This is a genomic window from Actinomyces acetigenes, assembly GCF_031296635.1.
Classification (GTDB): domain Bacteria; phylum Actinomycetota; class Actinomycetes; order Actinomycetales; family Actinomycetaceae; genus Actinomyces; species Actinomyces acetigenes.
The window spans coordinates 1-26322 of record NZ_JASPFC010000035.1; the positions used below are offsets into that span (position 1 = coordinate 1).

The window sequence follows — 26322 nt, forward strand, 5'->3', positions numbered from 1 at the left end:
GGCCGTCCTGTGCGGGCGCCGCGCGCGGCGGAACCGAGGGCGGCAGCTGCGGCGGCGTCGGCGGCCGGCTCATGCCCGGACCTCGGCCCGGAAGCGGTAGCCGACGGAGGGGACCGTCTCGATGTAGGTGGGGTGGGCGGCGTCATCTCCCAGGGCCTGGCGGATTTCGCGGACACGGTGATCGACGGCGCGCGTGGAGGTGGCGAAGTCGATGCCCCACAGGGAGGCCAGCAGGGCATCGCGGGTGTGGAGCTCACCGGGATGGCTCATGAGGTAGTCCAAGAGCATCGTGGCCTTCGGGGTAAGCGTCACCTCGCGCCCCGACAGGGTCACCCGACGCGAGGTCCGCTCCAGGACGAGCTCCCCGGACATGAGCCGGGAGGCGGAGGTCAGTGGCTGGGCCATGCCACGGGAGCGGCGCAGCACCGCGCGGATCCGGGAGGCGAGCTCGGCAGGGTCGAAGGGCTTGGACAGGTAGTCGTCGGCGCCGTCATCGAGGGCCGAGACCCGCTCGTAGGAGGCGTCCACCTGGGTGAGCAGGATGATGGGGGTCCAGGCCCCACCGGCCCTGACCCGCCGCACCAGCTCGCGCCCGTCCATCCTGGGCATGAGGACGTCGGAGACAATGATGTCCACCTGGTAGGAGGCCAGGATGTCCAGGGCCTCCAACCCGTCCGAGGCGAGCAGGACCCGGTACCCGCCGCGCTCCAGGTAAGGGCCCAGGGAACGGCGGATGGGGGCCTCGTCGTCGACGAGCAGGACGGTGGCGGACGGAGCCGGTGCGGCGGGCTGGGTCACGGCAGTCTCACTGGGAGAGCTTCCCGGTGGTGTTGTTGGCACCGCCGTCCTGGATCGTCGGGTTGTCACCCAGCCAGTGGACAGTGACGTTGGAACCCTGAATGGTGAGGTGGTCGATGTCGCGGGCGTAGACGGTGACGTTGGAGCCCTGAACGATGAGGTTGTCGACGTCCTCCGCGGCGATCTTGACGTCAGAGCCCTGGACGGTCAGCGTGTCGAGGTCACCGACCAGGTTGAGGGCCGCCCCAGCTCCCTGGACGGTGTACGCACCGGAGACCTCGGTGCGCTGACCCGTGCTCTGGATGTCCTTCCAGGTGGGGTCCGTGATGGGGGCGTCGTCGCCGTCCTTGTCATCGTCGTGATCGCCGTCCTTGCTGCTGGGAGCGGCTGTGGTCTGAGCCGAGCCGCCGGAGGAGGACTGGGAGTCGGCCGTCGCGGCCCCCTTGGCATCGGCCTTGGACGAGTTCTTGGAGTCGGCGCTCTGCGAGTCCTTCTGCTCAGCCTGGGCGGCCGGCGTGCCGGAGTCCCCGGAGCCGGAACCGTTGACGGACAAGGAGCAGGCGCCCAGGGTCAGGGACAGGGCCAGGGCGGCGGTACCGGCGAGAACGATCTTGGGCAGACGCATGATGGGTTCCTCTCAGGAATCATGGGGGGATGTTGTACACAAGATACAATACCGGCCAGTTGTCCCCTCCTCGTCGCAGTGCTGTCGCAGAACTGCGACACGGGCCGCGATGATGATCACGAGCACCGGGCTTGCACGGACGGGGACGTTCGACGCCGTCGGGCCCCTTGCTCGCAGCCGGGGACGTTCGACGCCGTCGGGAACAGGAATCCGGTCCCCAGACGCGTGGACTGTCCCCGGCCGAGGCCGACGGCGGCGGCCGGCGGCGGTAGCGGGCGACGACGGCAGCACCGAGGCCAGAGGCTCTCACCACTGCCAGAGGCCCGCGCCGCCCACCGCGGCCCCCTCAGCCCTCCTTCGAGGCGGCCGCCTTGCTCGACGCCGTCTTGGTGGCGGTCTTCTTGGTGGCAGCCTTCTTCGTCGTCGTCTTCTTAGCGGCGGTCTTGCGGGTGGTGCGCTTCTTGGCCGGGCCCTTGGCGCGCTTGTCCGCCAGCAGCTCGAAGGCCCGCTCAGCGCTGATAGTGGCCGGGTCCTCGCTGCGGGGCACGGTGACGTTGGTCTGCCCGTCGGTGATGTAGGGACCGAAGCGGCCGTCCTTGATGACCACCGGCTTGTCGGTGGCCGGGTCCTGCCCCAGCTCGCGCAGCGGCCCGCGGGCGGCCGCCTGTCCTCGACGCCGCTTAGGCTGGGCGAAGATCTCCAGGGCCTGCTCCAGCGTGACGGTGAAGATCTGCTCCTCGGTCTCCAGAGAGCGCGAGTCGGTGCCCTTCTTGAGGTAGGGGCCGTAGCGGCCGTTCTGGGCGGTGATGTCCTCCCCCGACTCCGGATCCTGCCCGACGACGCGCGGCAGGCTCAGCAGGTCCAGGGCCTGCTCCAGGGTCACGGTGGACAGGTCCATGGAGCGCAGGAGGCTGGCGGTACGGGGCTTGGGCTTGGCGGCCTTGGTGGTCTTCTTCGCCTTCGTCGATTTTGCCGTCTTCGCAGTCTTCGTCGTCCTCGCCGCCTCCGCCTCGGCCGTCTCCTCGGGTTCGGGCAGGACCTCGGTGACATAGGGGCCGTAGCGGCCGTCCTTGGCGATGATGACGTGCCCGCTGACCGGGTCGACGCCGAGCTCACGGCCGTCGTCGGCGGCGCGGGTGAAGAGCTCTCGGGCCTTGTCCACGCTCAGCTCGTCGGGGGCGAGGTCGGCCGGCACGTTGGCGCGCTTGCCCTCGGCGTCCTCCAGGTAGGGACCGTAGCGCCCCACGCGCAGGGTGATGCCCTCGCCGATGTCGATGGAGTTGACGGCGCGGGCGTCAATCTCACCGAGATTGTCCACCAGGCCCTTGAGCCCCTGGGCGCGCAGCGCGTCGGCCGCGGCGTCGATCTCGCCCGAGGCGGCCTGGGAGGCCTCCGGGGCGCCGGCACCCCCCTGACCGTTGTAGAAGCGCCGCAGCCAGGCGACCCGGTCCTCCTCGCCGGCGGCGATCCGGTCCAGGTCGCGCTCCATGGAGGCGGTGAAGTCGTAGTCGACGAGCTCGGTGAAGTTCTCCTCCAGCAGCCGCGTGACGGCGAAGGCGAGCCAGGTCGGCACCAGGGCCTGGCCGCGGTGGTCGACGTAGCCGCGGTCGGAGATGGTGGACATGGTGGCCGCGTACGTCGAGGGACGGCCGATCTCCCGCTCCTCAAGTGCCTTGACCAGGGAGGCCTCGGTGTAGCGCGGCGGCGGCGTGGTCTCGTGGCCGGAGGCCTCGGCGGCCAGGGCGGCCAGCTCCTGGCCGGCGATCATCGCGGGCAGGCGCACGTCCTTGGAGTCCTTGGCGGCGGCGCCGGCGTCGTCCTGGTAGCGCTCGGCGTCGCGCCCCTCCTCATAGGCGGCCAGGAAGCCGCGGAAGGTGATGACGGTGCCCGACGCCGTCAGACCGGCCGTGGAGAAGGTGGGGCCGGAGTCGCGCGACTCGCCGGTCGCGGGCGTCAGCGGCACCTCGACCGTCACCGTGGCGGTCGAGCCGACGGCGTCGGCCATCTGGGAGGCTACGGTCCGCTTCCAGATGAGCTCGTAGAGGCGGAACTGGGCGCCGGTGAGCTCGCCGGAGACCTGCGCGGGGGTGCGGAAGTGGTCGCCGGCGGGTCGGATCGCCTCGTGGGCCTCCTGGGCGCCCTTGGACTTGGAGGCGTAGACGCGGGGGCGCTCGGGGACGTACTCGGCCCCGTAGAGCTCGGCCACCTGCGAGCGGGCCGCGGCCACGGCCTGGCCGGACAGGACCGTGGAGTCGGTGCGCATGTAGGTGATGAAGCCGTTCTCGTAGAGGCCCTGCGCCACGCGCATGGTCTCGCGCGGGTTCATGCGCAGCTTGCGGGAGGCCTCCTGCTGGAGGGTGGAGGTGGTGAAGGGGGCGGCCGGGCGGCGCTTGTAGGGCTTGTCCTCCACACCGACCACGCGGGGCTCTGCCCGGCCGATGGCCTCGGCCACGGCGGTGGCCCCCACCTGGTGGAGGTGGACGGTGGAGGCCTTGAGCGCGGCGGGGCGCAGCTGGCCGTCGTCGTTGAAGTCGCGGCCGGTGGCCACGCGCCGCCCGTCGAGGGTGACGAGCCGGGCGGTGAAGGAGGCCTCCTGGCGGGCAGTGACGTCCACGGCGGACAGGACGGTGGAGAAGGTGGCCTCCACCCCCCAGTAGGAGGCGGAGCGGAAGGCCATGCGCTCGCGCTCGCGCTCGACGACGAGGCGGGTGGCCACTGACTGGACTCTCCCGGCGGACAGGCCGGCGCGGACCTTGCGCCACAGGACCGGACTGACCTCGTAGCCCACGAGACGGTCCAGGATGCGGCGGGTCTCCTGGGCGTCAACGAGGTGGATGTCCAGCTCGCGGGTGTTGTCCAGGGCGCGGGTGACGGCCTCGCGGGTGATCTCGGTGAAGACCATGCGGCGCACCGGCACCTTGGGCTTGAGGACCTGCTGGAGGTGCCAGGCGATGGCCTCGCCCTCGCGGTCGTCGTCGGTGGCCAGGTAGAGCTCGTCGGCCTCCTTGAGGGCCTTCTTGAGCTGGGCGACCGTCTTCTTCTTGTCGGGGTTGACGACGTAGTAGGGGGTGAAGTCGTCCTCGACGTCGACCGCGAACTTCCCGTAGGGCCCCTTCTTCATGGTGGCGGGCAGCTCGGAGGGCTGCGGCAGGTCGCGGATGTGCCCCACGGAGGCCTCGACGTCGAACTCCGGACCCAGGTAGCCGGCAATGGAGCGCACCTTGTTGGGGGACTCCACGATGACGAGCTTGGTGGACACGTAAAGCCTTCCTCACGGGTGGTGCGCGGCTGGCCGCGGCTGGCGGGTCTGCGGGTGGTTGTCGGCAGGTCCCGGCGGTCTCCCCGTGATCGTGACGATCCGGGCGATCCAGGGCCCTGACGAGGGGGACGGAGGGAGACGGCTCGCGCCGGCTCCCAGCCGACTGTAACGCACCACCCACCTTTTCCAACCAGGCAGTGTCCGGAAGAACGACTTTCGTCTCAGATGAGCTCGGCCAGGGCGCCGCGCACGGCCGCCAGGCGTTGAGCGGCGACGTTCTCGTCGTAGGGCAGGTGCAGCCCGCGGCACTCGGCGGCCAGCTCGGCCAAGGAGCGGACCTCGGGGAAGCCGCGGGAGGTGAGCTGGGCGACCTCGTCGATGATCGGCGAGCCCGAGGAGCCGGCCCCGCCGCCGCGCAGATCCACCCACTGCCCCAGGCGCCGGGCCGCCCGGTCCAGGCTGGAGGTCACGGTGTGCAGGGCGTCATTGAGCTGGACGACCTGGGTGCTCACGGCCTGCAGCACGGGGCCCAGGCCGCGGAAGCCTGTCTCCAGCGCCTCACACAGGTCCGTCAGGGAGTGCACGGCGTCCACCTCAGTGCCATCGAGGATGGACTGCGCGAAGCGCCCCACCATGAGGGTGAGCAGGCGCATGAGGGCCACCGAGAAGCGCAGCTCGGTGACCGACTGGTGCAGGACCTTGAGCCGCGAGGGCAGTCCGCTGAGCTCCGCGCCCGCGACGCCGGTGAGCTCGGTGATGCGCTCGCTGAGCATGAGCACCTTGGTCTGGGCGCTGTCTCCGACGTCGTGGGAGACCAGCTGGCCGATGCGCCCCACCCGCGCCTCCACCGCCCGGGCAGAGTCGTGGGTGGCCTCCATGGTGGTGATGAGGCGCAGGTACTCGTCGAGCTCGAAGACCAGGGCATCGGTGTCCTTCTCCATGGCGGCCGCCGCGTTGAGGATCCGGGCCACGGCGCCCAGCCCCTCGGGGGCGGCCGCAGGGACACGCACCCCGGCGGCCACCAGGGCGGCCACCTCGCGCGGCAGGGTCACCAACGTCATGTCGTGCAGGGAGGGGAAGCCCAGGGCCGCCAGCTCCGCGGCCAGCTCGCGACCACCGAACTCGCCGAGCTGGTGGCGCGAGGCGCCCCGGGCCTGAAGGTCGCGCTCCTTGGCGCGCACCCGGCGGTAGACCTCCTCGACCCGCTCCCTGGTCGCAGTGTCCATCGGCTTGATCCGCACCGACAGGTACCCCTGGCGCAGCGGCACGATGGTGGCAAAGACCCGGTAGTCCAGGCCGTCCACGGCACGGTTGGTGATGTACCCGCAGGCTGGGCGCCGAGTCTGCAGATCGTCCCAGATGAGGCGGAACAGACCCGCCGGCATGTCCAGGTGACGAATGATGTTGTGCGGAGCCCCGATGAGACGCTCGCGCGAGTAACGCGACAGCGTATCGAACGTCCGGTTTGTGTTCTGAATGACGCCTTTGAGATCCGTGGTGGAAAAGAAGATGTCCTGCGGATCGAACAAACGCTCGTAACCGACCTGCGACTCCATGGTGCTTTCCTTCAAAGTGAATAATTCGCGGAGCACCTCGTCGAGGATTCTTTCCTTCGCTCCTCACACAGTGCCGGGAAGAACGTAACGAAACGTACGTGCCCGCGGAAGACAATTTATGACATTGTCACCAATAAGGTGGGACCTATCTTGTAGATTATCGCCAACTACTCCCCCAGGTGACTCAGGGTCTCGCGGACCGTCGCCACCCGCTGACGGATGACGGGCTCGTCCAGGGTCACAACGACGCCGCGGGCCTTGGCGGCCAGCTCGGCCAGTGAGGCCGTCTCCGGGAAGCCCTGTTCACCCACGGCGACGGCCTCACTCAGGGCGGCCTCGGCGTCGACGCCCTCGACGAGCGCCTGAGCCCCCTCGTCCTGAAGAGCGCGGATCCAGCGCTGGAAGGGCCGCTTGACGCGGTCGAGGTTGCTGACCACGGAGCGAAGGTCACCCTCCAGGCGCTCGGCCAGGTTCGCCGCCTCCTGGCAGGAGGGGACGAGCTCTTCCAGGTCGGAGAGCATCGCCTCGGCGACGTCGCCGATGGCGTCGGCGGACTCCCCCTCCTGGCCGTCCAGGACGGCGGCGGCGAAGATGCCGGCCATGAGGGTGTGCAGACGCATCATCGAGCTGCGGAAGCGCACCTCGGAGGCCGCCTCGTAGAGCGCCACGAGGGAGGAGTTGAGCTGGCGCAGCACCTCGACGGCCTGAGCCCCGCGCTCCTTGACGCGCTCGGAGACGGTGGGCACGGAGGACTCGGCGTCGAGGCTGGTCACTTCCCCCATGAGGGAGCCCACGCGGTCGGCCCGGTCAATGACCGAGCGCACCCCTCCGGCCCAGGAGCCCAGGCCGTTGATGAGCTCCTGGTACTCACCGAGCTGGAAGATGAGCTTGTCGGTGTCCCGCTCGATGGCGGCGACGGCCTGGAGGACGGCGGACATGGGATTGTCCGACTCGGCGCGCGGCGGCACCCGGACGCCCTCGGCGACCAGCAGCGCCAGCTCGCGCGGAAGGGCGGCCCGGGCGAAGTTGTGCAGGTCGTGGTACTGGAGCCTGGCCAGCTCCTCGGTCAGCAGCGCGGCCCCGTGCTCAGCGACCTCCCGGCGCCCGTGCCCCTCCTCGGCGTAGGCGCGCTCGGCGGCCCGCACGCGGGCATAGATCTCCTTGACAGGAGTGAACATGGCGTGGTTGGTCGGGCGCACGCGCACAGACAGGTAGCCGTCGGCCAGCGGGGCGATCGTGGCGAAGACCCAGTAGTCCCGCCCGTCCTTGGCCCGGTTGAGCACGTAGACGCAGGAGCAGCGTCCCTGCTCGAGCTCATCCCACATGAGCTTGAAGGCACCGGAGGGCATGTCGTCATGCCGAATGATGTTGTGCGGAGAGCCGACGAGCTCCTCGGAGCTGTAACGGGACAGAGAGTTGAAGACCCGGTTGGTCCTGCGAATGACACCCTTGGTATCCGTCGTCGAGAAGAACAGGTCCTCGGCACCGAAGCGGCGCTCGTTGCCATCGACGTATTCCATGACTCTCCTGCTGTTGCTGTATGAGGGAAATGATGTCGACGCCGACTCACCGACGGCGACACACCGAATGAGGGACGGCGGAGATACCACTTGGCCGCCCTCTGGGGGCTACGCTACGAAGTAACGTTCTGGTGCACGCGAATGTGGAGATCAACAACCAAGACGCATGACCGCTTAAGCATGTCACAGCGCTCGCGCCGCCGTGTCTCCGTTCGGTCTTAGATCGGTAACACAGTCGAGACACAGGTCGTCCTGTGGTCGAGCACAGCGCCTTCCTGTTGAATAGACGACGTGACTAACGCCCCCACCGAGAACCTCACCCGCGCCGATGGCACCCCCCTACGCGTCCTGGTCGTCGACGACGAGCAGATGCTCGCCGACCTGCTCGCCTCCGCCCTGCGTTACGAGGGCTGGGAGGTCACCACCGCCGGGACCGGGATCGCAGCCGTCCGGTCCGCCCAGGAGATCGACCCCGACATCATCGTCCTGGACATCATGCTGCCCGACTTCGACGGCCTGGAGGTGATGCGCCGGGTGCGCGGCCACCGCCCGAACGTGCCGGTCCTGTTCCTGACGGCCAAGGACGCCGTCGAGGACCGGGTGGCCGGGCTGACCGCCGGAGGCGACGACTACGTCACCAAGCCCTTCTCCCTGGAGGAGGTCGTGGCCCGGCTGCGCGCCCTGCTGCGCCGCTCCGGGGCCAGTGAGGAGAAGCAGGCCTCCCTGCTGGAGGTCGGGGACCTGCGCATGAACGAGGACTCCCATGAGGTCTGGCGCGGCGAGGACGAGATCCAGCTGACCGCCACCGAGTTCGAGCTGCTGCGCTACCTCATGCGCAACCCCCGCCGGGTCCTGTCCAAGCCGCAGATCCTGGACCGGGTGTGGAACTACGACTTCGGCGGGCAGGCCAATATTGTCGAGCTCTACATCTCCTACCTGCGCCGCAAGATCGACAAGGGCCGCGAGCCCATGATCCACACGATGCGCGGCGTCGGGTACGTCCTCAAGCCGGCCGCCGGCACGGATGAGCGCAGCTGAGCGCCCGCAGATGTCCCAGCAACCGGCACCAACTGGGCGGCGGATGAGCCTGCGCTCATGGCGGCCCGGCTCGCTCCTGACGCCTCCTCGCAGCCTGCGCACCCGGCTGGTGGTCGGGGTGCTCGGGCTGGTGCTAGTCATGGCGGCGGTCATGAGCGCCTTCTCCACCGTCAGCCTGCGCCACACGCTCATGGCACGCACGGACAGCCAGTTGATGGCGGCCGCCCAGCGCGCCGCCGACAAGCGCCACGACCTGACGCAGGAGGCCAGGAAGGCCTCCGAGGAGGCGGCCCAGGAGGGCGCGGACAAACCGGGCGATCAGCCCGACGGGGCCGGCGAGACCGACGACGGCCCCGGCAAGGAGGGGGTCCCTCCGGGCCTCGACGCCGCCGGGCAGTCGACCGGGACCCTGACGCTCATTACTCCGCAGACGTCGTCCTCCGGCAGCAAGGCCAGTGAGACCGCCGCCTACATCGACAAGAACGGCCACTACGCGGCCATCTCCAAGGAGGACTGCCGGCTGCTGCTGTCCCAGGCCACGGAGGACCACCCAGTTACCGTGCACCTGCACCACCTGGGCAGCTACCGGGTGGTGGCCACCCGTGACGAGACCTCGGGCAGCACGGTCATCACCGGACTCTCCCTGGAGGGGGACAAGGCCCTCATCCGCACCCAGCTGCTCATCGAGCTGGCGGTGGCCCTGGTGGGTGCCCTCGTGGTGGCCCTGGCCGGGCGGATCATGGTGCGCTCCTCCCTGGCGCCCCTGGAGCGGGTGGCCCGCACCGCGCAGCGTGTGGCCTCTCAGCCGCTGGAGCGCGGCGAGGTGAGCATCGAGGACCGCGTGGAGAAGGCGGACCTGGACTCCTCGGCCGAGGTCGGGCAGGTCGGCGGCGCCCTCAACACGCTGCTGGGGCACGTGGAGTCCGCCCTGGCTGCGCGCCAGCGCTCGGAGACGCAGGTGCGCCAGTTCGTGGCCGACGCCTCCCACGAGCTGCGCACGCCGCTGGCCTCGATCCGTGGCTACACCGAGCTCATCCGCCGAGAGGGGGCCGACGCCGACCTGCCGGAGGAGGCCACCTACGCCCTGGAGCGCGTGCACTCCGAGTCGGTGCGGATGACGGCGCTCGTCGAGGACCTGCTGCTGCTGGCCCGCCTGGACGCCGGGCGCGAGCTGCGCCGTGAGGAGGTGGACCTGGTCGGTCTCCTGGTGGACACGGTGGCCGACGCCCGTGCGGCCGGCCCCGACCACGACTGGCAGCTGGATCTGGCCGTCCTGGAGCCGCCGGCCGACGCCACGCCGGAGGAGGCCGAGGACTTCCTGCCCGAGCCTCCGCTGGTCATCGGTGATGAGGCCCGCCTGCGTCAGGTCGTCGTCAACCTCCTGGCCAACGCCCGGGTCCACACGCCGGCCGGCAGCCATGTGACCACGACGCTGGCCCGCGAGGGCGACACGCTCATCGTGCGCATCCACGACGACGGCCCGGGGATCGCTCCCGATGTGCGCGACCGACTCTTCGAACGCTTCGCCCGGGGCGACTCCTCGCGCGAGCGGCGCACCGGCTCCACGGGCCTGGGCATGTCGATCGCGCTGGCCATCGTCCAGTCCCACGGCGGGAGCATCGACGTCGGCTCCTCCACCGCGCCCGAGGACCACGGGACGACCTTCAGCGTCAGGCTCCCGGCCGCCGCCGTCGAGGAGTAGGACCGGCCACGTAGGCCGCCGTCGCGTTCGTACCTTATGCCTCGCGTTCGGGGGTTCAGGGTACGAACGCGAGGGCTACCCTACGAACGCGAGGCGCTCACGTACCCGACGGTGCCGGGTAGGCGTCAGTCGCGGTGGCGGGCCTCGTGCTTGCGGCGGGTGCGGCCCCAGTCGGTCAGCGAGACGAGCGCGGACAGGGCCAGGCAGGTGACGCCGACGACGGCCACCGACCCGGTGGCGTAGGCGCCGAAGAGCTGCCAGCGCGTCTCCGGGACGTCCAGGTGCCACCACACCCAGGCCCCCAGGCCGAGCGCCCCCAGGGTGCACACGATGCCGGCAGCGGCCATCAGAATATTGCCGACGAGCTGGTACCACAGGCGCGGCCCGGCGGCCGTCACCGGGATCGTCCCCACGGTGGTCAGTCCGGGCACCTCACCGGAGCCCTCTTCCCCGGTTCCCTCGCGCAGGGACCAGGGGGCGCGCCAGGCCCCGCCGGCCACGGCGAGGGCGCCCCAGGCGACGGGCACGAGGATCCCGGCCAGGACGTCTGAGGGGCGGTGCCACTGGCACACGAGGGTGGAGTAGCCCATGGCGATGGTGAACAGTGCCCCGGCCCAGGCCGCCAGCGGCCGCCAGCGCCGCCCGGACAGCAGGATGAGGGCGACCGCGGCGGAGGCCGCCATGGTGGTGTGCCCCGATGGCAGGGTGTTGGCGTTGTCCCAGCGCTCGGTGATGTTGAAGTCGGGTCGCCACAGGATTCGGTACTTGAGAATCTGGGTGGTCAGGTTGGCACCGGCCACGGCGACGACGGCCCACACGGCGCGCCGGTGGCTGCGGCGCAGCAGGCCGATGACGAGGATCGTCACCACCAGGACGACCGCCGCCGGCATGGACACGACCGACAGGAGCCTGCGGGCGTGGGCGCTCACGTAGTGCGCCCCGATCTCCGAGCCCTCCAGGGCCATGGCGTCGAGGACCTGACCGGTGTGGGTGAACACGAACAGTCCCCACAGGCTGAGCGTCGCCGCCAGGCAGGACAGGGCCAGCAGGCCCCCGCGCAGGCGCAGCTGCCCCAGGGAGCGGGAGGACTGCGACTGGAAGGAGGCCACCGGCCGATCGTAGGTTCTTGCACGCACCAACCAACAGGACGTCAGCAGCGATTCCTGTGCGGGACTGCTCACGACTCGCGCGCCTCCAGGTCACTGAACGGGTCCTCCCCCTGGTCGCCCGCGGCCGCGGTGATCGGCCCGTAGGGGGAGGTAGTCCCCGGGTCCGGCTGCTCGGCGGGCGCAGACGCCGGGGCCTGAGAGGCCTCGTTTCCAGCAGTCTCCCCGGCAGCGGCCGATGGGCCAAGGACCTCGAGCTCACTGGTCTGGTCGGTGAACTGCGCATCGGCTCCGGCGGAGCCGACGACGTCCTGCAGGTGACGTCCGGGCCAGCGCTCTGCCGCACCGACGTCGGCCGCGTCGTCACCGCGAACTTCACCACGGCCATCACCACGGCCATCACTGCGGCTGTCCTCGCGGGCGGCTGAGTCCTTGACGGCCCGCCCGTTGGCGCCCCGGGCGCGCCGACGACGCATCCACCACAGACGCGCGAGGATTCCGACGACGACCGCCAGGATGACTGCGACGGCCACGATGATGGCCTTCATCCAGGTCTGCATGGGGGCGGGCAGGGCCTTGGCCTCCTCGGCCGCAGCGGCCGTGGGGTCCATGGGGACACGCTCACCGGTGACCAGGAGGCGGTGGGAGTTGACGCCGTAGGGCGTGCAGGTGATGAGGGTGACGAGGTCGCGCCCGGGGACCTTGCGCAGGGAGTCGGTCTCCTCGGGCTTGACGACGGTGATGTCGTTGACCTCGTACTTGAGGGTCTGGCCCAGGGAGGAGACGTAGAAGACGTCGCCCTTCTTGAGCTGGTTGAGGTTGTCGAACATGGTCGCGGTGGACAGCCCGGTGTGACCGGTGAGGACCGCGTGGGTGGAGGGGCCGCCGATCGGCAGGCTCGTGCCGAACAGGTGCCCGATTCCCTCCGTCAGGGTGCGGCTGTCGGTGCCGTGGTAGACGGGCAGGCTCACGTGGATGGAGGGGATGACGATCCGGGCCATGACCGGGTCGATGTCCATCTCGTGGAGGTAGGCCTGGTACTGGGGGGTGTCGGGGCGCTGCGACTCGAGCCAGGGGTCAAGGATCGGCGCGCTCTCCAGGTTGTTGTTGTAGGTCTCGGCGGAGGCGCGCTCCTTGGCGACGGTGTCCGGGCCGGCCGCCTCGACGGAGGCGGTGTACATCTTGGCCAGGCGCTGCTGCTCGTCGTTGTTGTGCTGGGTCGCCATGACCGGGTAGAGGAGGACGGCGACGCCGACCAGGACCAGGACCAGCGGGAGCCAGGTCAGGAGGCGCTCACGCAGGACCTTGCGGCGGGTCGCCTTCTTCGGGTCGATGTCCGGAGAGTCTGGGCTGTCCGGGCCGTCCGCGCCGTCCGGGCCGGGCTGCGGGGCCGCGCCGTCGGGATCCCCCTGGGCCTGGTTCATGCGGGACTGGGCGATGCGGTCACGAAGTGATGGGAGTGGCGCTGTCACGAAGAACCTTGCCTTCCTGCGTCGGGTTGTCTGCGCGGCTCGCTGCGAGAGACGGTTGGGGATCGGTTGTGGCTTTAACGATTGGCAGGGAGGATCCCTGTGACGCCCTTGTGGGGGAGACGGGTTCTCCCGCCTCCCCCACAAGGAAGCAGTCAGCGTGATGACGGTCGGCTGGGACCGGTCACCTCAGTGGCTGCCAAGGGCTGTCAGTGCTTGGCAGCGTGACGGCGCTTGTTGGCGTAGGCGACCACCGCGCCACCGGCCACCAGCAGGGCGCCGGCGACGGTCAGGAAGATGACGCCGTTGGCACCGGTCAGCGGCAGGCGGAAGCCGGCGTTCTTCGGGACGTCGGTGACGGTCACCTCGGTCGGGACCTTCCCCTCGGCGTCATCGGCCAGGACCTGGAAGGGGATCGGGTCGGCCTGGAGGCTGTAGCCCTCGGGGGCCTTGGTCTCCACGAGGCAGTAGTGGTCCTCGTCGGTCAGCTGGTCCTTCTTCACGCCGTCGACGTAGTCATTGGCGCGCAGCGAGTTGATGGTGACCGTTCCCTGGCCGGAGGTGGTGAAGGTCTTCTCCCCACCGATGGTCAGCGGGTCGACGGTCGGGGTGTTGGGGTCGGCGTCGCGCAGCGTGGCACCGCTGGCGGTCTTGGTGCACTCGTAGACCTGGAACTCGGCGCCGTTGTACTTGGTCTTGTCAGCCAGCTTGTCGGTACCGGTCTTGGTGACGTTGACCTTCCCGTACTTGGTGAGCACGGGGGTGGTGGGGATACCGGGGACCTCCGTGGTGGTGCCGGGGTTGTTGGGGTCCCAGGTGAAGTTGGGGCTGTCGTTGGGGATGAGTCCCGCGGTGTTGGACAGCACGCCCTCGAGGTCAACGGACTTGGGGTCGAAGGTGGCGGTGAGGGTCACCTGGAGCTTGGTCTCGCCGTTGCCGTTGTGACGCGCCTCGGCGGCCTTGCGACGTCCCTCCTCGGTGAGCTGGATGGTGGCCCAGTTGTGGTCTTGACCGTCAGCGGTGATGAGGGTGTAGTCGGTGGTGTCCGCCAGGGTCACCTCGTTCTGACCGACGATCTTGACGACCGGGGCGAGGGTGTTCTTGTTGATGCGCTTGTCGAGCCGGTCAACGACCTCGTAGCGCTTGATGCGCGCGCCACCGGGGTAGTCCACCTTCGGGATGGAGGTGGTGATGGTGTAGGTGAGGTTCTGGCCGGAACCGGGGGCCTTCTTGTCCGCCACCTGCTTGTCGACACCGGAGAGGGTGTTCTTGGGGTAGACGTGGACGTTGTAGTTCCACTTGGTGGTGTCCTGCGGGTTGGTCATCGGCAGGGTGACGACGAAGTCCTCGGCCGGGATGACCTTGTCCGGGGTCTTGGTCTCGCTGACGAGGTAGGCGCCGACATCGGTCTGAGCGTCGGTGAAGGAGGCCAGGCCGTCAGCACCGGTGGTGATCTTCTGGACGGTGTTGCTCTTGAGGTCACCTGCCTTGGCCACATCGCCCTTGATCTCGGCGAGCTGCTTCCAGCCCGCGGAGGTGGTCAGGTCCACGTTCAGCTTGGTGATGGTGAACTCGACGCCGGAGACGGGCTTGCACTCGGCCTGGGGGTCCTCGTTACCGGTCCCCTCCGTGACGCCGTTGGTGTCGGTCTGCTCGCACTTGTGGACGGTCAGCGTCGTGGCCGCGTCGGGGTCGATGGTGGATCCGTTCGGGTCAGCTGGTGCCGCCACGCCGGTCGGGGCGATGAGCGCGCCGACGGCGAGCGTCATCGCAGCGGCGAGGCCAAGGCCCCGGCGCGTGTTGAGGGAGTGCATTTCTGTTCTCTCCTGTGTTGTTGGGATGAATGAGGGATAAATGGGGTGACCCGCGCGCGACGGAGCGGAGTCCTGGGTTCTTCTCGCGATCAGGCCGAGCGCCCGAACGAGGAAGTCTTTCGTTGACGCAGCGCCAGCAGGCCGGCGCCGGCGATGGCCGCGATACCGACGGCGATGTTCATTCCGATGCCGCGTCCGCCGGACAGGGGCAGGGTGCCGACCTGAACGTCTCGGACGGTGATCGTGTCGTCGGACTTGCTGGCCCCGCTGCGCGAGACCGTCAGGGCCGAGCCACCGGGGTCGGGGGTGATGAGCTCGATGCCCGTGTCGGTCACCTTGAAGCGGGCCGGCTTGGCCATGAGCTGGTGCCCGGCGGGAGCCTTGGTCTCCACCAGCCAGTACTCGCGGTTGATGGCCAACCCTGTGGTGGTGAAGGTTCCGGTTCCCTTGCCGCCGGTGAAGGTCACGCCGTCGGACAGGGGCTTGGCACCCGGAGAGGAGGGGTCCATCGGGTAGATGTCGAAGGCCGCGTCATCCAGGGGGCCCTGGCTGCCGGTCTTGACGATCGACAGGATGCGCTTGCCGGCATTGGGCGAGACATTGGCGCAGGCCACGTCGTGGTCGGGCCGGGTGTCGGAGTCCTTGCCCTCCTGAGGAATGACCTTGTTGTACAGGCCGTGGCCGGGGACGAGGCGCTCCTTGTCCGTGGTGCAGGACAGCAGCTCATCGCGGTATCCAGCGGCTGACGGGTCGATCTTCACCGTGAAGGTGATCGTGTAGCGGATCGTCAGGCCCGAGTAGAGGGTCTCGTTGTCGGACAGGCGGTAGGAGCCGTCGGGCTGGGCCGCGACCGTTCGGGCAGGTCCCATCTCGCGCTGCACCTTGACCAGGGTCGGGTTGAGCCCGGGGGCGAAGGAGGGCTTGTCGTTGATCGGTCCGGTGGACACGGTCAGCGATCCCTCGTTGACCACGCTCACGGTGTAGACGACGTCGAAGGTCGAGCCGTTGCCCGGCTGGGTGGTGACCTCCTTGGAGAACTTCAGCTTGCCGTCGGTGGACAGGCAGCCGTGGTTGTTCTCCTCGCCGTCGGTGTCCCCCTCCATGGCGATGGTGTTGACCAAACCGGAGGGCTTGCCGTCGGCGCGCTGGTGGCCGCACTGGAAGTCGGACTCGTTGTAGCCCGGGGTGTTCTCGCGAACGGTGAAGGTCATCTGCATCGTGAAGGTGCGGCTGCCACCATCGGCCCCGGCCCGGGGAGCGGCGGCGAGGGACTCGCCGGTGCCCCCCTTGATGAGGGTGATCGGTCCGTTGAAGGTGCCGGTGGTGTCGTTCCTGCCGGGGAGGGTCACACCCTGGGCGTCCACGCCCTTCTCCAGGATCCGCACCTTGTGCAGGTAGGTGCCGGCGGGCATCTGCGGGGTGTCGGTGAGGTCGGCGACCACCGGGCTGGCGACCACGGAGGTGTTGGTGACCGTCACCGTGTAGCTGGAGGTGAAGGTGCCATCGCTGTTGCGGACCACGTCGAGCGGGGTCTTGGAGGCCTTGAACTGGGGGTTGATGGGCAGGGTGCCGCAGGCTGCGGCCTCCTTGGGCTGCTCGTCGCCCTTCGTGGTCACCGAGGCCTTGTTGTAGACGGCCTTGCCCTGGCCGACGGCGTCGGGGGTGCAGGTTCCCTGAATGCCGGGCAGTCCGGCGTCGGGTCCGGAGACATTGAGCACCACCGTGTAGGTGTGCTTCTGGCCCGCGGGCAGGGAGATGCCGGTCTTGACGTAGGGGACCCCGGCCTGAGGCGTCTCCGTGCCGGTGATGGCGCCACCAGAGATGCTGACCTTGTGGACGGTGACCCCGTTGGGGACCTGCCAGGCGTCGTTGAGGTCGTAGGTGAGGCCCGCCTTGGCGGAGGGGTTGGTCACCGTGATGGTGTAGGTCTGGTCGAAGGTGTTCTTGCCGTCGACCTTCTCGGTGCTCTTGGTGACCTTGGTGAAGGTCTTGTCGATACCGGCGTGCGGGACGACGGAGTTGACGACCTTGATCCGCACGGCTCCCTGCGTGGAGTCGGGCACGGTGAAGGTGACACCGCCGGCGTTGCCGTTGGCCGGGGCCACGGCGGTGGAGGCGAGCTCCCGCTCCTGGTTGCCGGGGTTGGTGACCACCTTGAAGGCGGCCGGGTCCTTCCAGCTGACACTTCCGCCGGCGGAGGTTCCGGGCTGCTTGAGTCCCCTGGCGTCACGAGCATCCTCGGTGACGGTGCAGGTGGCGCCCACGCGCTGGGCGGGCAGGTTCGCAGCATTACCCTTGGCGTCCACCGTGATCTTGCCGGCGGAGGTGGCCTTGCCGTCGGGGCCCGGGGTGCAGGTGTAGCTCAGGGAGTAGGAACCGGCTGTGGCGGCGTCGGAGGCGCCGTCGACGCTCTTGACCGCGCTGACAGGGGTCTGCTGGGGCTTCTGGTGCACGACGCAGGTGACGTTCTTGCCCTCACCCAGCACGAACTTGTTGTCCGCGCTGACGGGCACGTTGCTGCCGTCGTCGTTGGTGCACACCCAGGGGCCGTTCTGCGAGTAGCCCTCGGGGCCGTTGCTCGTGGACAAACCGTAGGTGCCGCCGGCGGTGTAGACCTTGCTGACTGCGGGCGTGCCGCTGGCACCGGTGATGGTCTTCTGCCCGAAGAGCCCCTCGGTGGCGGGCTTGGCGGTCATGGTCCACTGCTCGGGCCTGGCGCTGCCGCCGTCGACGACGGTCACGAGGGTGACGCGTCCACGGCCGACGACGTACTCGTTGTGCCAGACGCACTTGACGGCGACCTCGTCCTGGTGCTCGGCCAGCTGGGTCTCATCGAGGCGGATCGTGCGTTTGTCAAGGTCCACCGAGTCGGACTCGTCCAGGCGGGTGGTTCCGTCACGGCGCAGCAACGGAACGTCGCCACTACCCACCGTGCAGCTGACATTGCGCAGGAACCACCCGGATGTCCAGACCTCACCGGTCTTCCTGTCGACGGAGGCCTGCGGACTGGTGCCCGTCTCCTGCACCGTGGCGGCGTCGTTGGGGGCCAGCAGGGTGTAGGAGGTGGGGTCGACGTCCTCAGCGTTCCAGGTGGGGGTCAGGGGGCTGGGGGTCCCCCACTTCTGCGCGCCGTAGGTTCCCTCCGGTGAGGCATTGGCGTACTTGAAGGTGGGGATCGTCAACGATCCTTGAACCGATGAGTCCGCCTTGACGTCCTTGGCGAAGGTGACCGGACGCTCCTGCTCGATGGAGCCGTAGAGGCAGCCGAAGGAGGTGGCGTTCTCGCGGGTGATGAAGCGCTCCTCCAGCTGGGAGGTCTGCGCCTTCTCCAGGTCAGCGAGGCACTGCTGGTCCGATCCGTTGTTGACGAATCCCCACAGCTTGAGCTTGTACTTGATGCCGGTGTTCGGGTCCGTCCAGGCGGTGTCGGAACGGTCGGACTCGATGTCGAGGATGTCGTCGGCGCAGGAACGCCCGTTCTTGTCGGTGAAGGCCTGCGTCATGTAGCCGTTGAACCAGACCAGGGATCCGTTCTGGTACATGTAGGTGTAGGTCCGCCCGTCGTAGCGACCGACTTTCCCGTTGCGGTCATAGGCGTAGGGGGTTGCCACCGAGTTCTGGTCAGTGGCGTAGTCACCGATGACGAGCTTGCCGTCCGATCCGAGCTTTCCGGTGCACGTGTTGATGGTGTCGAACTCCTTCCAGGGGAAGTTCGCCTCGATCGTGCCTGCGGTACGGATGTTGAAGCTGCCGTAGTAGGAGGTGCCGCCCTCGGCGGGGTTCGTGACCCGGCTGCTGTCGGTGTACACCGGGCTGTTGACGTGCCTCATCCGACCGACGAGGAAGACCTGACCAACCTTGACGCTCGTCGTGTCGGAAGGCTGGAAGCCCAGCGAGGTCTGGCTCCGGTCGGCGGCCTCCCCCTTGTAGACGTCGGGGCAGCTGTTCTGTTCCCAGCGGGGGCGCCCGTAACCGACCGCCGCATACTGGCCGCTGCTGCCGCGCACCATGTCAGTCCAGTAGTGGTTGCTTCCCGGCGTGTAGCGGATGCAGGCGCGGGTCCTCCCCCACTCCCACGGGTACGAGGTGTAGGAGCGTCCGTCACTCGCGGTGTCGGTAATACGATCACTACTCTGAATAGTGCGCACATAGCCGATCTGTGCTGAGGTGTCCCCCAGAGGAACATCCAGGTCTCCGGTGGCGGCGTCCGCGGACGGCGCCGTCCACGGGAGCGACACCATGGTCACCAGGACGATGGCAAGAGAACCGACCACCGCAAAGAATCTGCGCAGTAGTCCTTTGCGCCCGCGCCGCGAGCGACGTGATGACTGGGACATGCCGATGGATTCCGATCATGAGGGATGGGTGCGCGGGGAGCGCACAAAAATGTAACTGCTAAGGAATGTAGGTCATTCGACCTCTTCCCCAACACCTCAGAAGCGGTCCGCGAGGCAACAATCATGCATCATCGCACGTCACAGGCACTTTCCCCTGAAATAACACCAGCCAGTCAGAGTTTCATTTCCATATCATTGATGACGAAGACGTCACGGTGATTAAGACATGACAACGTCGAACCCGCATATGTCTCGAGATGGAATCATACCCACCGGGCGCTCGACACTATCCGCCTCTCCGAGGCCTAGCAGCTCATCGTCACTTTCCCAGGCGCAGGAATCCCGTGGTCAGAAGATGACGGGCCGCCTCAACCATCTCCACACGCAGCGCGGCTCCATCGGCTGCGTTCAGCTCACTGAGCGCGGCGACCGCGGAGGCGACCTGTCCGACGCTCAGCTCGCCGTCGGCCACCCCGGCCAGGGCGGCCACCGCCGTCGAGGCCTGCAAAGCGCGCCCCAGTCCTCCGCCCTGACGCAGCAGGATGACCGTGGGCTCGGCTGCACCCGGGATGAGGTGACGCTCCTCGGTGACGTCGGGGGCCAGGAGCGGGTGCAGGTCGGCGACGGCCTCGTCGTCGAGACCGGCGAGCTGCTCGCGCACCTCCAGCACCTCGGCGACATGGGGCCCCAGAACCCCCTGACCGGAGGTAGTCACCTCCTCCAGGAGGTGCCAGGGCTCACGGGGGCGCCGAGGACGGTGGACGATGAGGTAACCGAAGCCGACGCCCCGGACGTCACGAGCCTCGAAGTCGTCGATCCACGCCTCCAGAGCGGCGTCGAAGCCCTCGGCGTCACGCTCGGGGGTCAGGCCGCCGTCGCGCAGCCACATGGTGGCGTACTCCACCGGGTCCTGGAGCTCGCGCTCAATGACCCAGGCGTCGAGCTCCTCGGGGACCCAGGCGGCCACGGCGTCGCGCCACGAGCCGGTACCACGGTGCTCCCAGTTGCCGAGCATGACGGCGACCGCGCCGGGCTCGAGGTGCTCGCCGAGACCGGCGACGAGCCCCGGCAGGATGGGGCCGCCGGCGTCGCGGTACTCCATGAGGGGTAGGCCGGCCTCACGCACCGCCGGCGGGGTGAGAACGAAGGGCGGGTTGGAGGCGATGAGGTCGAAGCGACGGCCGACCACCGGCTCCAGGAGGGAACCGCGCAGGAGCTCCAGGCGGCCAGAGCCGAGGACGGGCTCGGAGCCGGCGTCGGGAGCACCGGTAACGCTCACGCCGGCCAGGGCGGCGTTGAAGGCGGTGAAGGCCAGGGCGCGCGCGGAGATGTCGGTCGCCACCACATGCTCGGCGTGACGCAGCAGGTAGAGGGTCTGGATGCCGCAGCCGCAGCCCAGGTCCAGGGCAGTACGGACTCGCGTGCGCGGGGTCAGGCCCGCCAGGGTAAGGCCGGCGCCACCGACCCCCAGGACGTGATCGGGGGCCAGAGCCCGGCCGGTGACGAGCTCACCCAGGTCAGAGGCCACCCACCAGCGGACCTCTCCGGCGTCATCAACGGCCTCGTGGGGGCGCAGGTCGACCAGGGCACGGACGCATCCGGCCCCGTCGGGCTCGCCGACCAGGCCAATGGCGGCGGCGCCCGCCGCAGCGGTGCGGGGCAGGGCGGCGTCAAGGGCGGTGGCAGGGACCGGCTCACCAAGCATGAACAAGGCGGTCAGGACCGCCACGGGCGAGGGGGCCGGCCCGTCCGCCAGGGCGGCGCGCACGGATCGCAGGGCGGGCAGGCGGATCTCCCGGCGCAGGGCGGCGTCGGCGGCCTCGCCCAGGAGGGCGGCCACCGCCTCCACACCCCAACCGGAGTCGGCCAGGTCCGCCCGCAGGCTCGCCGCCTGCTCGGGCGTGGCCGCCGGAGGCGGGAAGGAGGACGACGGCTCTGAGGCGGACCGGGCGCTCGCGGGGCTCATGGGACCGACCGTAACGCGGGGCACCGCTCATATCTGGCGCCCCGCCGCATACAGGACGGTGGCGCTCACCCGCCGGCTCACAGGCGCGTTATCTCCTGGCCTCAATGAGGATCGAATGCCCTATGCCTCACGATGCCGATGGGGCAGGTCGGCCGGACCGGAGCCCCCGCCCCGAGCGCCGGGTGTCTTGCCTTTATTACTGCATATGCGCGCCAGGACCTCAGCCCCCGCCCCGAGCGCCGGGTGTCTTGGCATCTCACGACCCCGGTCCGGACAGACCGGGCCCTCTTGGCGTTGTGCACCCCAGATGCCGGAACTGGCTCGGTGCTCGCACTCGCTCGGGTGGTGCGGGGCGTGTACTGCACGAGGGTGGGGCGCTACTGGAGGAGGGTCGGGTGTACTTCCGGTAGGTGGGGCCTTCGTGCAGTACGCACAACTCTCGACCAGTAGATCCCGACCCTCGTGGAGCAAGCCGACTCCGGGCGCTCAGAGCGGGACAGACATCAGCCGACGTCGAACCACGGCCTCCTGGCCCCCGGTGCGAGAGTCAGAGGGGCTCAGGCAGGGGCCGGCGTGGTCGGACCTGAGGCGGAGGCGCTGGGCCCTGCCGCATGCCCACTCCTGCGCGCCCCAGTGGCGGACGCCAAGGAGCTCCAGCGGATCGAGGTCCGCACGCGTACTCCTGCGCAGCCCAGTGTCCACAGCGCTGACATCAGCGGCCCCACCGTCGAAATGGCAGCGGAGGATCGTTGGAATGTTGCGGTTTGTCTTCGGGGTACGGCGTCGGTGCGGGGGTGATGTCAGCACCATGGACACCAGCGACCCGACAGACCGCTTCCGTCGGCCCGCTGTCGGCTCCGGGGCAACCACCCCAACCGGAGTCGGCCAGGTCCGCCCGCAGGCTCGCCGCCTGCTCGGGCGTGGCCGCCGGAGGTGGGAAGGAGGACGCCGGCTCACAGGAGGCGGGCGGCGAGCTCGGCGTACTGGCGGGTCTTGACCTCGACGTCGTCGATGTAGCTGATGAGCATGACCTCCTCGGTGCCGTGGTTCTCGGCGAAGGAGGACAGAGCCTGGGCGACCTCGTCGTAGGTGCCCACGATGATGGCGGTGTCGCGCTCGAGATAGCGCTCGACCTCGGCGCGGTAGGCGGCGTCGAGGGTGGCCGGGTCGCGGAAGCGCATGGGGCGACCGGTGCGCAGGCTGAAGCGGGCGTCGGCGGCCACGAGGGCCTGCTCGCGGGCCTCCTCGCGGGTGGCGGCGGCGCTGACGCACAGGGCGGAAAGAGTCTGTCCCCCGTGGATGGAGCCGCGGCCGGGACCCTCGGGGAGGTGGGCGCGGTAGTGGTTCATGATCTCGACCTGCTGGCGACCGGTGAAGAACTGGGCGTAGGCATAGTTGAGGTCGTGGGCGCCGGCCCAGGCGGCCGACTGGCCCGAGGAGCCCAGGAGCCAGACCTCCGGCATCTGGGCCGGGAGGGGACGGACCTCGATGGAGGCGTAGGGGTGAGTGGCCGGAAGATCGTCGCGCAGGAGGGCGACGGTCTCCTCGATGAGGGCGTTGATGGCGTCGGGGTCGATGACGCGGCCCTGGTTGAGGGCTGCGGCCGCGCGCATGTCCCCGCCGGGGGCGCGGCCCAGGCCCATGTCGACGCGGCCGGGGTGGAGGGTGGCCAGGGTGGCGAAGCGCTCGGCCATCTGGAGCGAGCCGTAGTGCATGGCCATGACGCCGCCCGAGCCCACCCGGATGCGGTCGGTGGCGTCCAGGATGTGCATCATGAGCAGGTCGGGCGCTGAGGACAGGAAGGAGCCGGCGCTATGGTGCTCGGCCAGCCAGAGGCGGTGGTAGCCGGACTCCTCCAGGCCGCGCCCCAGGCGGACAAGGTCCTCCAGGGTTCGGCGGGCCTGTCCTCCCTCGAAGAGCGGAACCTGCTCGAGGACGCTGATCCGGCTAAGACGAGGACTCATGGTTTCTCCTGACCTGGGGTGCGCGGGCGTGAGGCGACAGTGGGACAACACCGCGGGGCGGCGACTCATTCCGGCTGCGCGGGCCGGAGCAGGCCCGGGTGTGGAGGCAGTCAGCCGACAAGCACCGTTGGGCACCGAGCCGCCCGCCCTCTACCCGGCGCGCCGGCGGGCCCCGCACGCCCCGCCCCCTTCAGGAGACCGGCCTGCGGGCCCGAGCAGCCGGCGACCGGGCCGTGTCACCGCACCGACATCAGATAAGGTACACCTTTATAAAAATAGGACAAGTTTTAGTTGCGCTTATGAGGCTGGCCCCCTTACGGTTGGACCGACGGAGCCGCCCCGCGCCGGCCCTACCCGGGTCGGTGCAGGTCAGCGCAGACCCACACCCACTCGCACCGTGATTCGCACGATTCAGGAGGCACCCATGGCCGTTCTCACCATCGGAGACCAGTTCCCCGCCTACGAGCTCACCGCCGTCGTCCCCGGCAACCTCAAGGAGGTTGAGGCCAGCAAGCCCGAGGACTACTTCACCACCGTCTCCTCGCAGGTCCCCGCCGGCACCTGGCGCGTCGTCTTCTTCTGGCCCAAGGACTTCACCTTCGTGTGCCCCACCGAGATTGCTGCCTTCGGCGACCTCTACCAGGACTTCAAGGACCGCGACTGCGAGGTCGTGGGCGTCTCGGTGGACAACGAGTACACCCACTACGCCTGGCGCCGCAGCCACGACAAGCTCCAGGACCTGCCCTTCCCCATGGCCAGCGACCTCAACCGCGAGCTCACCGAGGCCCTGGGTATCAAGCGCCCCACCGGTGAGGCCGACCGCGCCACCTTCATCATCGACCCCCACAACGTCATCCAGTCGGTCTCCGTGACCGCCGACTCCGTGGGCCGCAACACCGAGGAGGTCCTGCGCCAGCTCGACGCCCTCCAGTCCGACGAGCTGTGCGCCTGCAACTGGCAGGCCGGCGCCGCCACCATCGACGCCCTGAGCCAGATGAGCTGACGGGCCGCCGCCCCAGCCCCCTGACCTTCACCACCTGAACGACGACGAAACGAGAACACATGAGCATCGACAACCTGCGTTCCGCCCTGCCCGAGTGGGCCAAGGACCTCTCCCTGAACCTGTCCACCCTGTCCCGCTCCTCCTCGCTGACCGAGCAGCAGCAGTGGGGCACCTTCGTGGCCGCGGCCGCCGCGACCCGCAACGAGTCCGTCCTGGTCCAGGTCATGGAGGACGCCCGCACCCACCTGTCCGAGGAGGCCATCAGCGCCGCCCTGGGCGCCGCCTCCATCATGGCGATGAACAACGTCGCCTACCGCACGCGCCACTTCCTGGGCTCGGCCTACGACAACGAGCGCATGGGCCTGCGCATGAACATCATCGGCACCTCCGGTGGCGTGGAGAAGGTCGACTTCGAGCTGTGGAGCCTGGCCGTGTCCACCATCAACGGCTGCGAGAAGTGCGTGACCGCCCACGAGGCCACGGTGCGCGGCGAGGGCCTGAGCACCGAGCAGGTCTGGGAGGCCGTGCGCATCGCCGCCACCCTGACCGGCGTGGCCCAGGCGGTCGGCGTCGTCGAGACCCTCGACTGACCCGATCACCACGATTCAGACGGCGGCCGCCGGCTCCCTCTCTGGGGGGACCGGCGGCCGCCGTCTCTCTGCGTATCTGCGCCTTGTATCTGCGCCTCCGTGCCGCTCAGCTGCGGGGGTCGGCGTCGATGGCGCCCTGGGTGTCGTTGAAGATCAGGTTGGAGATCTCCACCTGGACCGTCTCCACGTGGGGGACGTCGTGCAGGAGGAGCGGGTCATCGGCGGAGGTCTGAAGCGCCAGCGTGCCGCAGCCGAAGAAGCGGTCGGTGACGTCCTTGTCCAGCTGGATGTCGGAAATCCGGGTCAGGGGCAGGTCGTGGCCGATGCGGCTGATGATGCCGGAGCGGGTGATGATGCGCTTGGTGGTGATCGTGTAGGTGCGCATGTACCACTGCAGCCACGGCAGGAGCAGCAGGGGGATGCTCACGACGAGGATCACCACCCAGATCGCCAGGATGCCCCAGGGGCGCCAGCTGGCGGGGGCCATGACCGAGGCGACGACGCCGACCACGAGCAGCAGGATCTCAACGACGAACCGCCACAGGAGGACCTTGATGTGGGTGTGCATGTGCCGCACCACGACCTCGTCGCGGCTCAGCAGCTTCTTCGACAGTGCCATGCCCCCATCGTGCCAGGCCGCCGGGGGTCCGCGCACCTGAAAGGGTAGGAGTACCCGCTTGTGCGGGCATCGGACGGCAGCTCAGCCGATGGGCGGGTGGGGACACCCACCGTCGCGGCCTCCTCGAAGGAACCCCTCAGTTTCGGCCCCTGGTCGGGTGGAGGCGCCTGAGCGACGGGGCGCTAGCGGGGTGCTGGCAGGACGGGCTGCCTTCACCCGGTGAGCATGCTCATGCCGACTGATGCGACAACCGGCGCGATCCCCAGGATGACGAAGGCCGGCAGGTGGCAGGCGCCCAGCGGCAGGACCAGGCGCACCGCCAGACGCTCGGCGGCCTCCTCGTCGCGGGCGTGCCGCCCCGCGCGCAGGCTCGCCGCCGTCGCCTCCAGGAGAGCGGCCGGCGAGGCACCGTCCTCCCAGCCGGGGCGCAGGCAGGACTCCAGGCGGGAGCGCCGCGCCCTCCACTGATCGTCCTCGGGCGCCTGCCAGGCCTCCTCCCACGGGGCTCCCAGCAGCAGGGCCCGCCCCACGACGCCGGCACCCTCCTCCTCCAGGGCCTGGCCCAAGGCGGTCAGCACCCCGGGCACCGAGGCCCCGGCGCTCAGGGCGGCGGCGGCCAGGTCCAGGACTAGGGCCTCGTCGACGACGTCGCCCTCAGCGGTCGCGGCGCGGATGAGGCGCCTGGTCACCAGGTGCCCCACGACCATGAGCCCGATGCCCAGCGCCCCCACGGCGCTGCCGACGCCGCCGTCGAGCAGGAGGGAGGCGGGGTCGGCACCCACGAGCATCCCCAGTCCCAGGCCGACCACGGGCAGGCAGGCCAGGATCCGGGCGGTGCTGCGGGGACCGGCCAGGGCGGCCCGCCGGGAGGCCTCGGCGCGACCGGACTCAGCCACCCCGCCGGCCACGGTCTGGAGGATGTCGGCCAGGGGCGCCCCCAGGGCGGTCGACAGGCG

At 69.4% G+C, this 26322-nt stretch carries 17 protein-coding genes; 4 read left to right on the forward strand and 13 right to left on the reverse strand.

The genetic code is table 11. The features are described 5' to 3' along the window. Positions 1-69: 69 nt before the first annotated feature. From RIV14_RS11305 to RIV14_RS11325, 5 genes are all read right to left on the reverse strand, one after another. The gene (locus tag RIV14_RS11305; RefSeq protein ID WP_075372395.1) at positions 70-798 is read right to left on the reverse strand and encodes a response regulator transcription factor; all 729 of its coding nucleotides are present in this window, start codon (positions 796-798) and stop codon (positions 70-72) included. A 7-nt stretch (positions 799-805) separates the two neighbouring features. Further along, on the reverse strand, positions 806-1423 hold the full coding sequence (locus tag RIV14_RS11310; protein WP_075372396.1) for a DUF3060 domain-containing protein: 618 nt from the start codon (positions 1421-1423) through the stop codon (positions 806-808). Positions 1424-1769: 346 nt separating this feature from the next. After that, positions 1770-4682 carry a type I DNA topoisomerase gene (gene topA / locus RIV14_RS11315; protein ID WP_075372397.1) on the reverse strand — a complete coding sequence of 971 codons (2913 nt, stop codon included), beginning with the start codon at positions 4680-4682 and terminating at the stop codon, positions 1770-1772. Positions 4683-4903: 221 nt separating this feature from the next. Continuing rightward, positions 4904-6238, reverse strand: coding sequence for a PAS domain-containing protein (locus RIV14_RS11320; RefSeq protein WP_075372398.1), 1335 nt, complete (start codon positions 6236-6238; stop codon positions 4904-4906). Between the two features lie 167 nt (positions 6239-6405). Next, the gene (locus tag RIV14_RS11325) at positions 6406-7758 is read right to left on the reverse strand and encodes a PAS domain S-box protein (protein WP_075372399.1); all 1353 of its coding nucleotides are present in this window, start codon (positions 7756-7758) and stop codon (positions 6406-6408) included. 291 nt (positions 7759-8049) lie between these two features. Between RIV14_RS11325 and RIV14_RS11330 the strand changes: the two genes are divergently transcribed. Together RIV14_RS11330 and RIV14_RS11335 are read left to right on the forward strand one after the other, a co-directional pair. Next, positions 8050-8796 carry a response regulator transcription factor gene (locus RIV14_RS11330; RefSeq protein WP_075372400.1) on the forward strand — a complete coding sequence of 249 codons (747 nt, stop codon included), beginning with the start codon at positions 8050-8052 and terminating at the stop codon, positions 8794-8796. Positions 8797-8839: 43 nt separating this feature from the next. Then, positions 8840-10498, forward strand: a complete 1659-nt coding sequence (locus tag RIV14_RS11335; RefSeq protein ID WP_075372401.1) for a sensor histidine kinase — start codon at positions 8840-8842, stop codon at positions 10496-10498. Between the two features lie 125 nt (positions 10499-10623). Here the strand turns inward: RIV14_RS11335 and RIV14_RS11340 are convergent, their stop codons facing one another. The 6 genes from RIV14_RS11340 to RIV14_RS11365 all read right to left on the reverse strand — a co-directional run bounded on the left by RIV14_RS11340 (position 10624) and on the right by RIV14_RS11365 (position 23154). After that, a complete protein-coding gene (locus RIV14_RS11340; RefSeq protein ID WP_309325190.1) occupies positions 10624-11679 on the reverse strand; it encodes a phosphatase PAP2 family protein in 1056 nt (351 codons plus the stop codon). Continuing rightward, a complete protein-coding gene (locus RIV14_RS11345) occupies positions 11676-13076 on the reverse strand; it encodes a class C sortase (protein WP_075372402.1) in 1401 nt (466 codons plus the stop codon). The genes RIV14_RS11340 and RIV14_RS11345 overlap by 4 nt, the downstream gene beginning before the upstream one ends. Positions 13077-13282: 206 nt before the next feature. Further along, positions 13283-14887 carry a SpaH/EbpB family LPXTG-anchored major pilin gene (locus tag RIV14_RS11350; protein ID WP_075372403.1) on the reverse strand — a complete coding sequence of 535 codons (1605 nt, stop codon included), beginning with the start codon at positions 14885-14887 and terminating at the stop codon, positions 13283-13285. Between the two features lie 89 nt (positions 14888-14976). Then, complete coding sequence (locus RIV14_RS11355) at positions 14977-19161, reverse strand: SpaA isopeptide-forming pilin-related protein (RefSeq protein WP_309325191.1); 4185 nt, start codon at positions 19159-19161, stop codon at positions 14977-14979. 382 nt (positions 19162-19543) lie between these two features. Beyond that, positions 19544-21190, reverse strand: a complete 1647-nt coding sequence (locus tag RIV14_RS11360; RefSeq protein WP_075372405.1) for a DUF7059 domain-containing protein — start codon at positions 21188-21190, stop codon at positions 19544-19546. Between the two features lie 953 nt (positions 21191-22143). Beyond that, entirely contained in the window at positions 22144-23154 is a 1011-nt protein-coding gene (locus tag RIV14_RS11365) for an MsnO8 family LLM class oxidoreductase (RefSeq protein WP_075372407.1), read from the reverse strand. 424 nt (positions 23155-23578) lie between these two features. Between RIV14_RS11365 and RIV14_RS11370 the strand changes: the two genes are divergently transcribed. Beyond that, positions 23579-24157: a peroxiredoxin gene (locus RIV14_RS11370; protein WP_070659360.1), complete on the forward strand. Its 579-nt coding sequence runs from the start codon at positions 23579-23581 to the stop codon at positions 24155-24157. 59 nt (positions 24158-24216) lie between these two features. Beyond that, entirely contained in the window at positions 24217-24747 is a 531-nt protein-coding gene (gene ahpD / locus RIV14_RS11375; protein WP_075372408.1) for an alkylhydroperoxidase, AhpD family, read from the forward strand. Positions 24748-24853: 106 nt separating this feature from the next. Here ahpD and RIV14_RS11380 read toward each other — a convergent pair whose 3' ends face one another. Both RIV14_RS11380 and RIV14_RS11385 read right to left on the reverse strand, forming a co-directional pair. Beyond that, positions 24854-25366: a PH domain-containing protein gene (locus RIV14_RS11380; protein ID WP_075372409.1), complete on the reverse strand. Its 513-nt coding sequence runs from the start codon at positions 25364-25366 to the stop codon at positions 24854-24856. Between the two features lie 212 nt (positions 25367-25578). After that, positions 25579-26322: type II secretion system F family protein (locus tag RIV14_RS11385; RefSeq protein WP_428978882.1), on the reverse strand; the 744-nt coding region annotated here is incomplete at its 5' end.

Coding starts and splice junctions, on each gene's coding strand:
- RIV14_RS11370 (WP_070659360.1), top strand. CDS start 23,579: ATGGCCGTTCTCACCATCGGAGACCAGTTCCCCGCCTACGAGCTCACC.
- RIV14_RS11380 (WP_075372409.1), bottom strand. CDS start 25,366: ATGGCACTGTCGAAGAAGCTGCTGAGCCGCGACGAGGTCGTGGTGCGG.
- RIV14_RS11320 (WP_075372398.1), bottom strand. CDS start 6,238: ATGGAGTCGCAGGTCGGTTACGAGCGTTTGTTCGATCCGCAGGACATC.
- RIV14_RS11350 (WP_075372403.1), bottom strand. CDS start 14,887: ATGCACTCCCTCAACACGCGCCGGGGCCTTGGCCTCGCCGCTGCGATG.
- RIV14_RS11325 (WP_075372399.1), bottom strand. CDS start 7,758: ATGGAATACGTCGATGGCAACGAGCGCCGCTTCGGTGCCGAGGACCTG.
- RIV14_RS11365 (WP_075372407.1), bottom strand. CDS start 23,154: ATGAGTCCTCGTCTTAGCCGGATCAGCGTCCTCGAGCAGGTTCCGCTC.
- RIV14_RS11335 (WP_075372401.1), top strand. CDS start 8,840: ATGAGCCTGCGCTCATGGCGGCCCGGCTCGCTCCTGACGCCTCCTCGC.
- ahpD (WP_075372408.1), top strand. CDS start 24,217: ATGAGCATCGACAACCTGCGTTCCGCCCTGCCCGAGTGGGCCAAGGAC.
- RIV14_RS11360 (WP_075372405.1), bottom strand. CDS start 21,190: ATGAGCCCCGCGAGCGCCCGGTCCGCCTCAGAGCCGTCGTCCTCCTTC.
- RIV14_RS11310 (WP_075372396.1), bottom strand. CDS start 1,423: ATGCGTCTGCCCAAGATCGTTCTCGCCGGTACCGCCGCCCTGGCCCTG.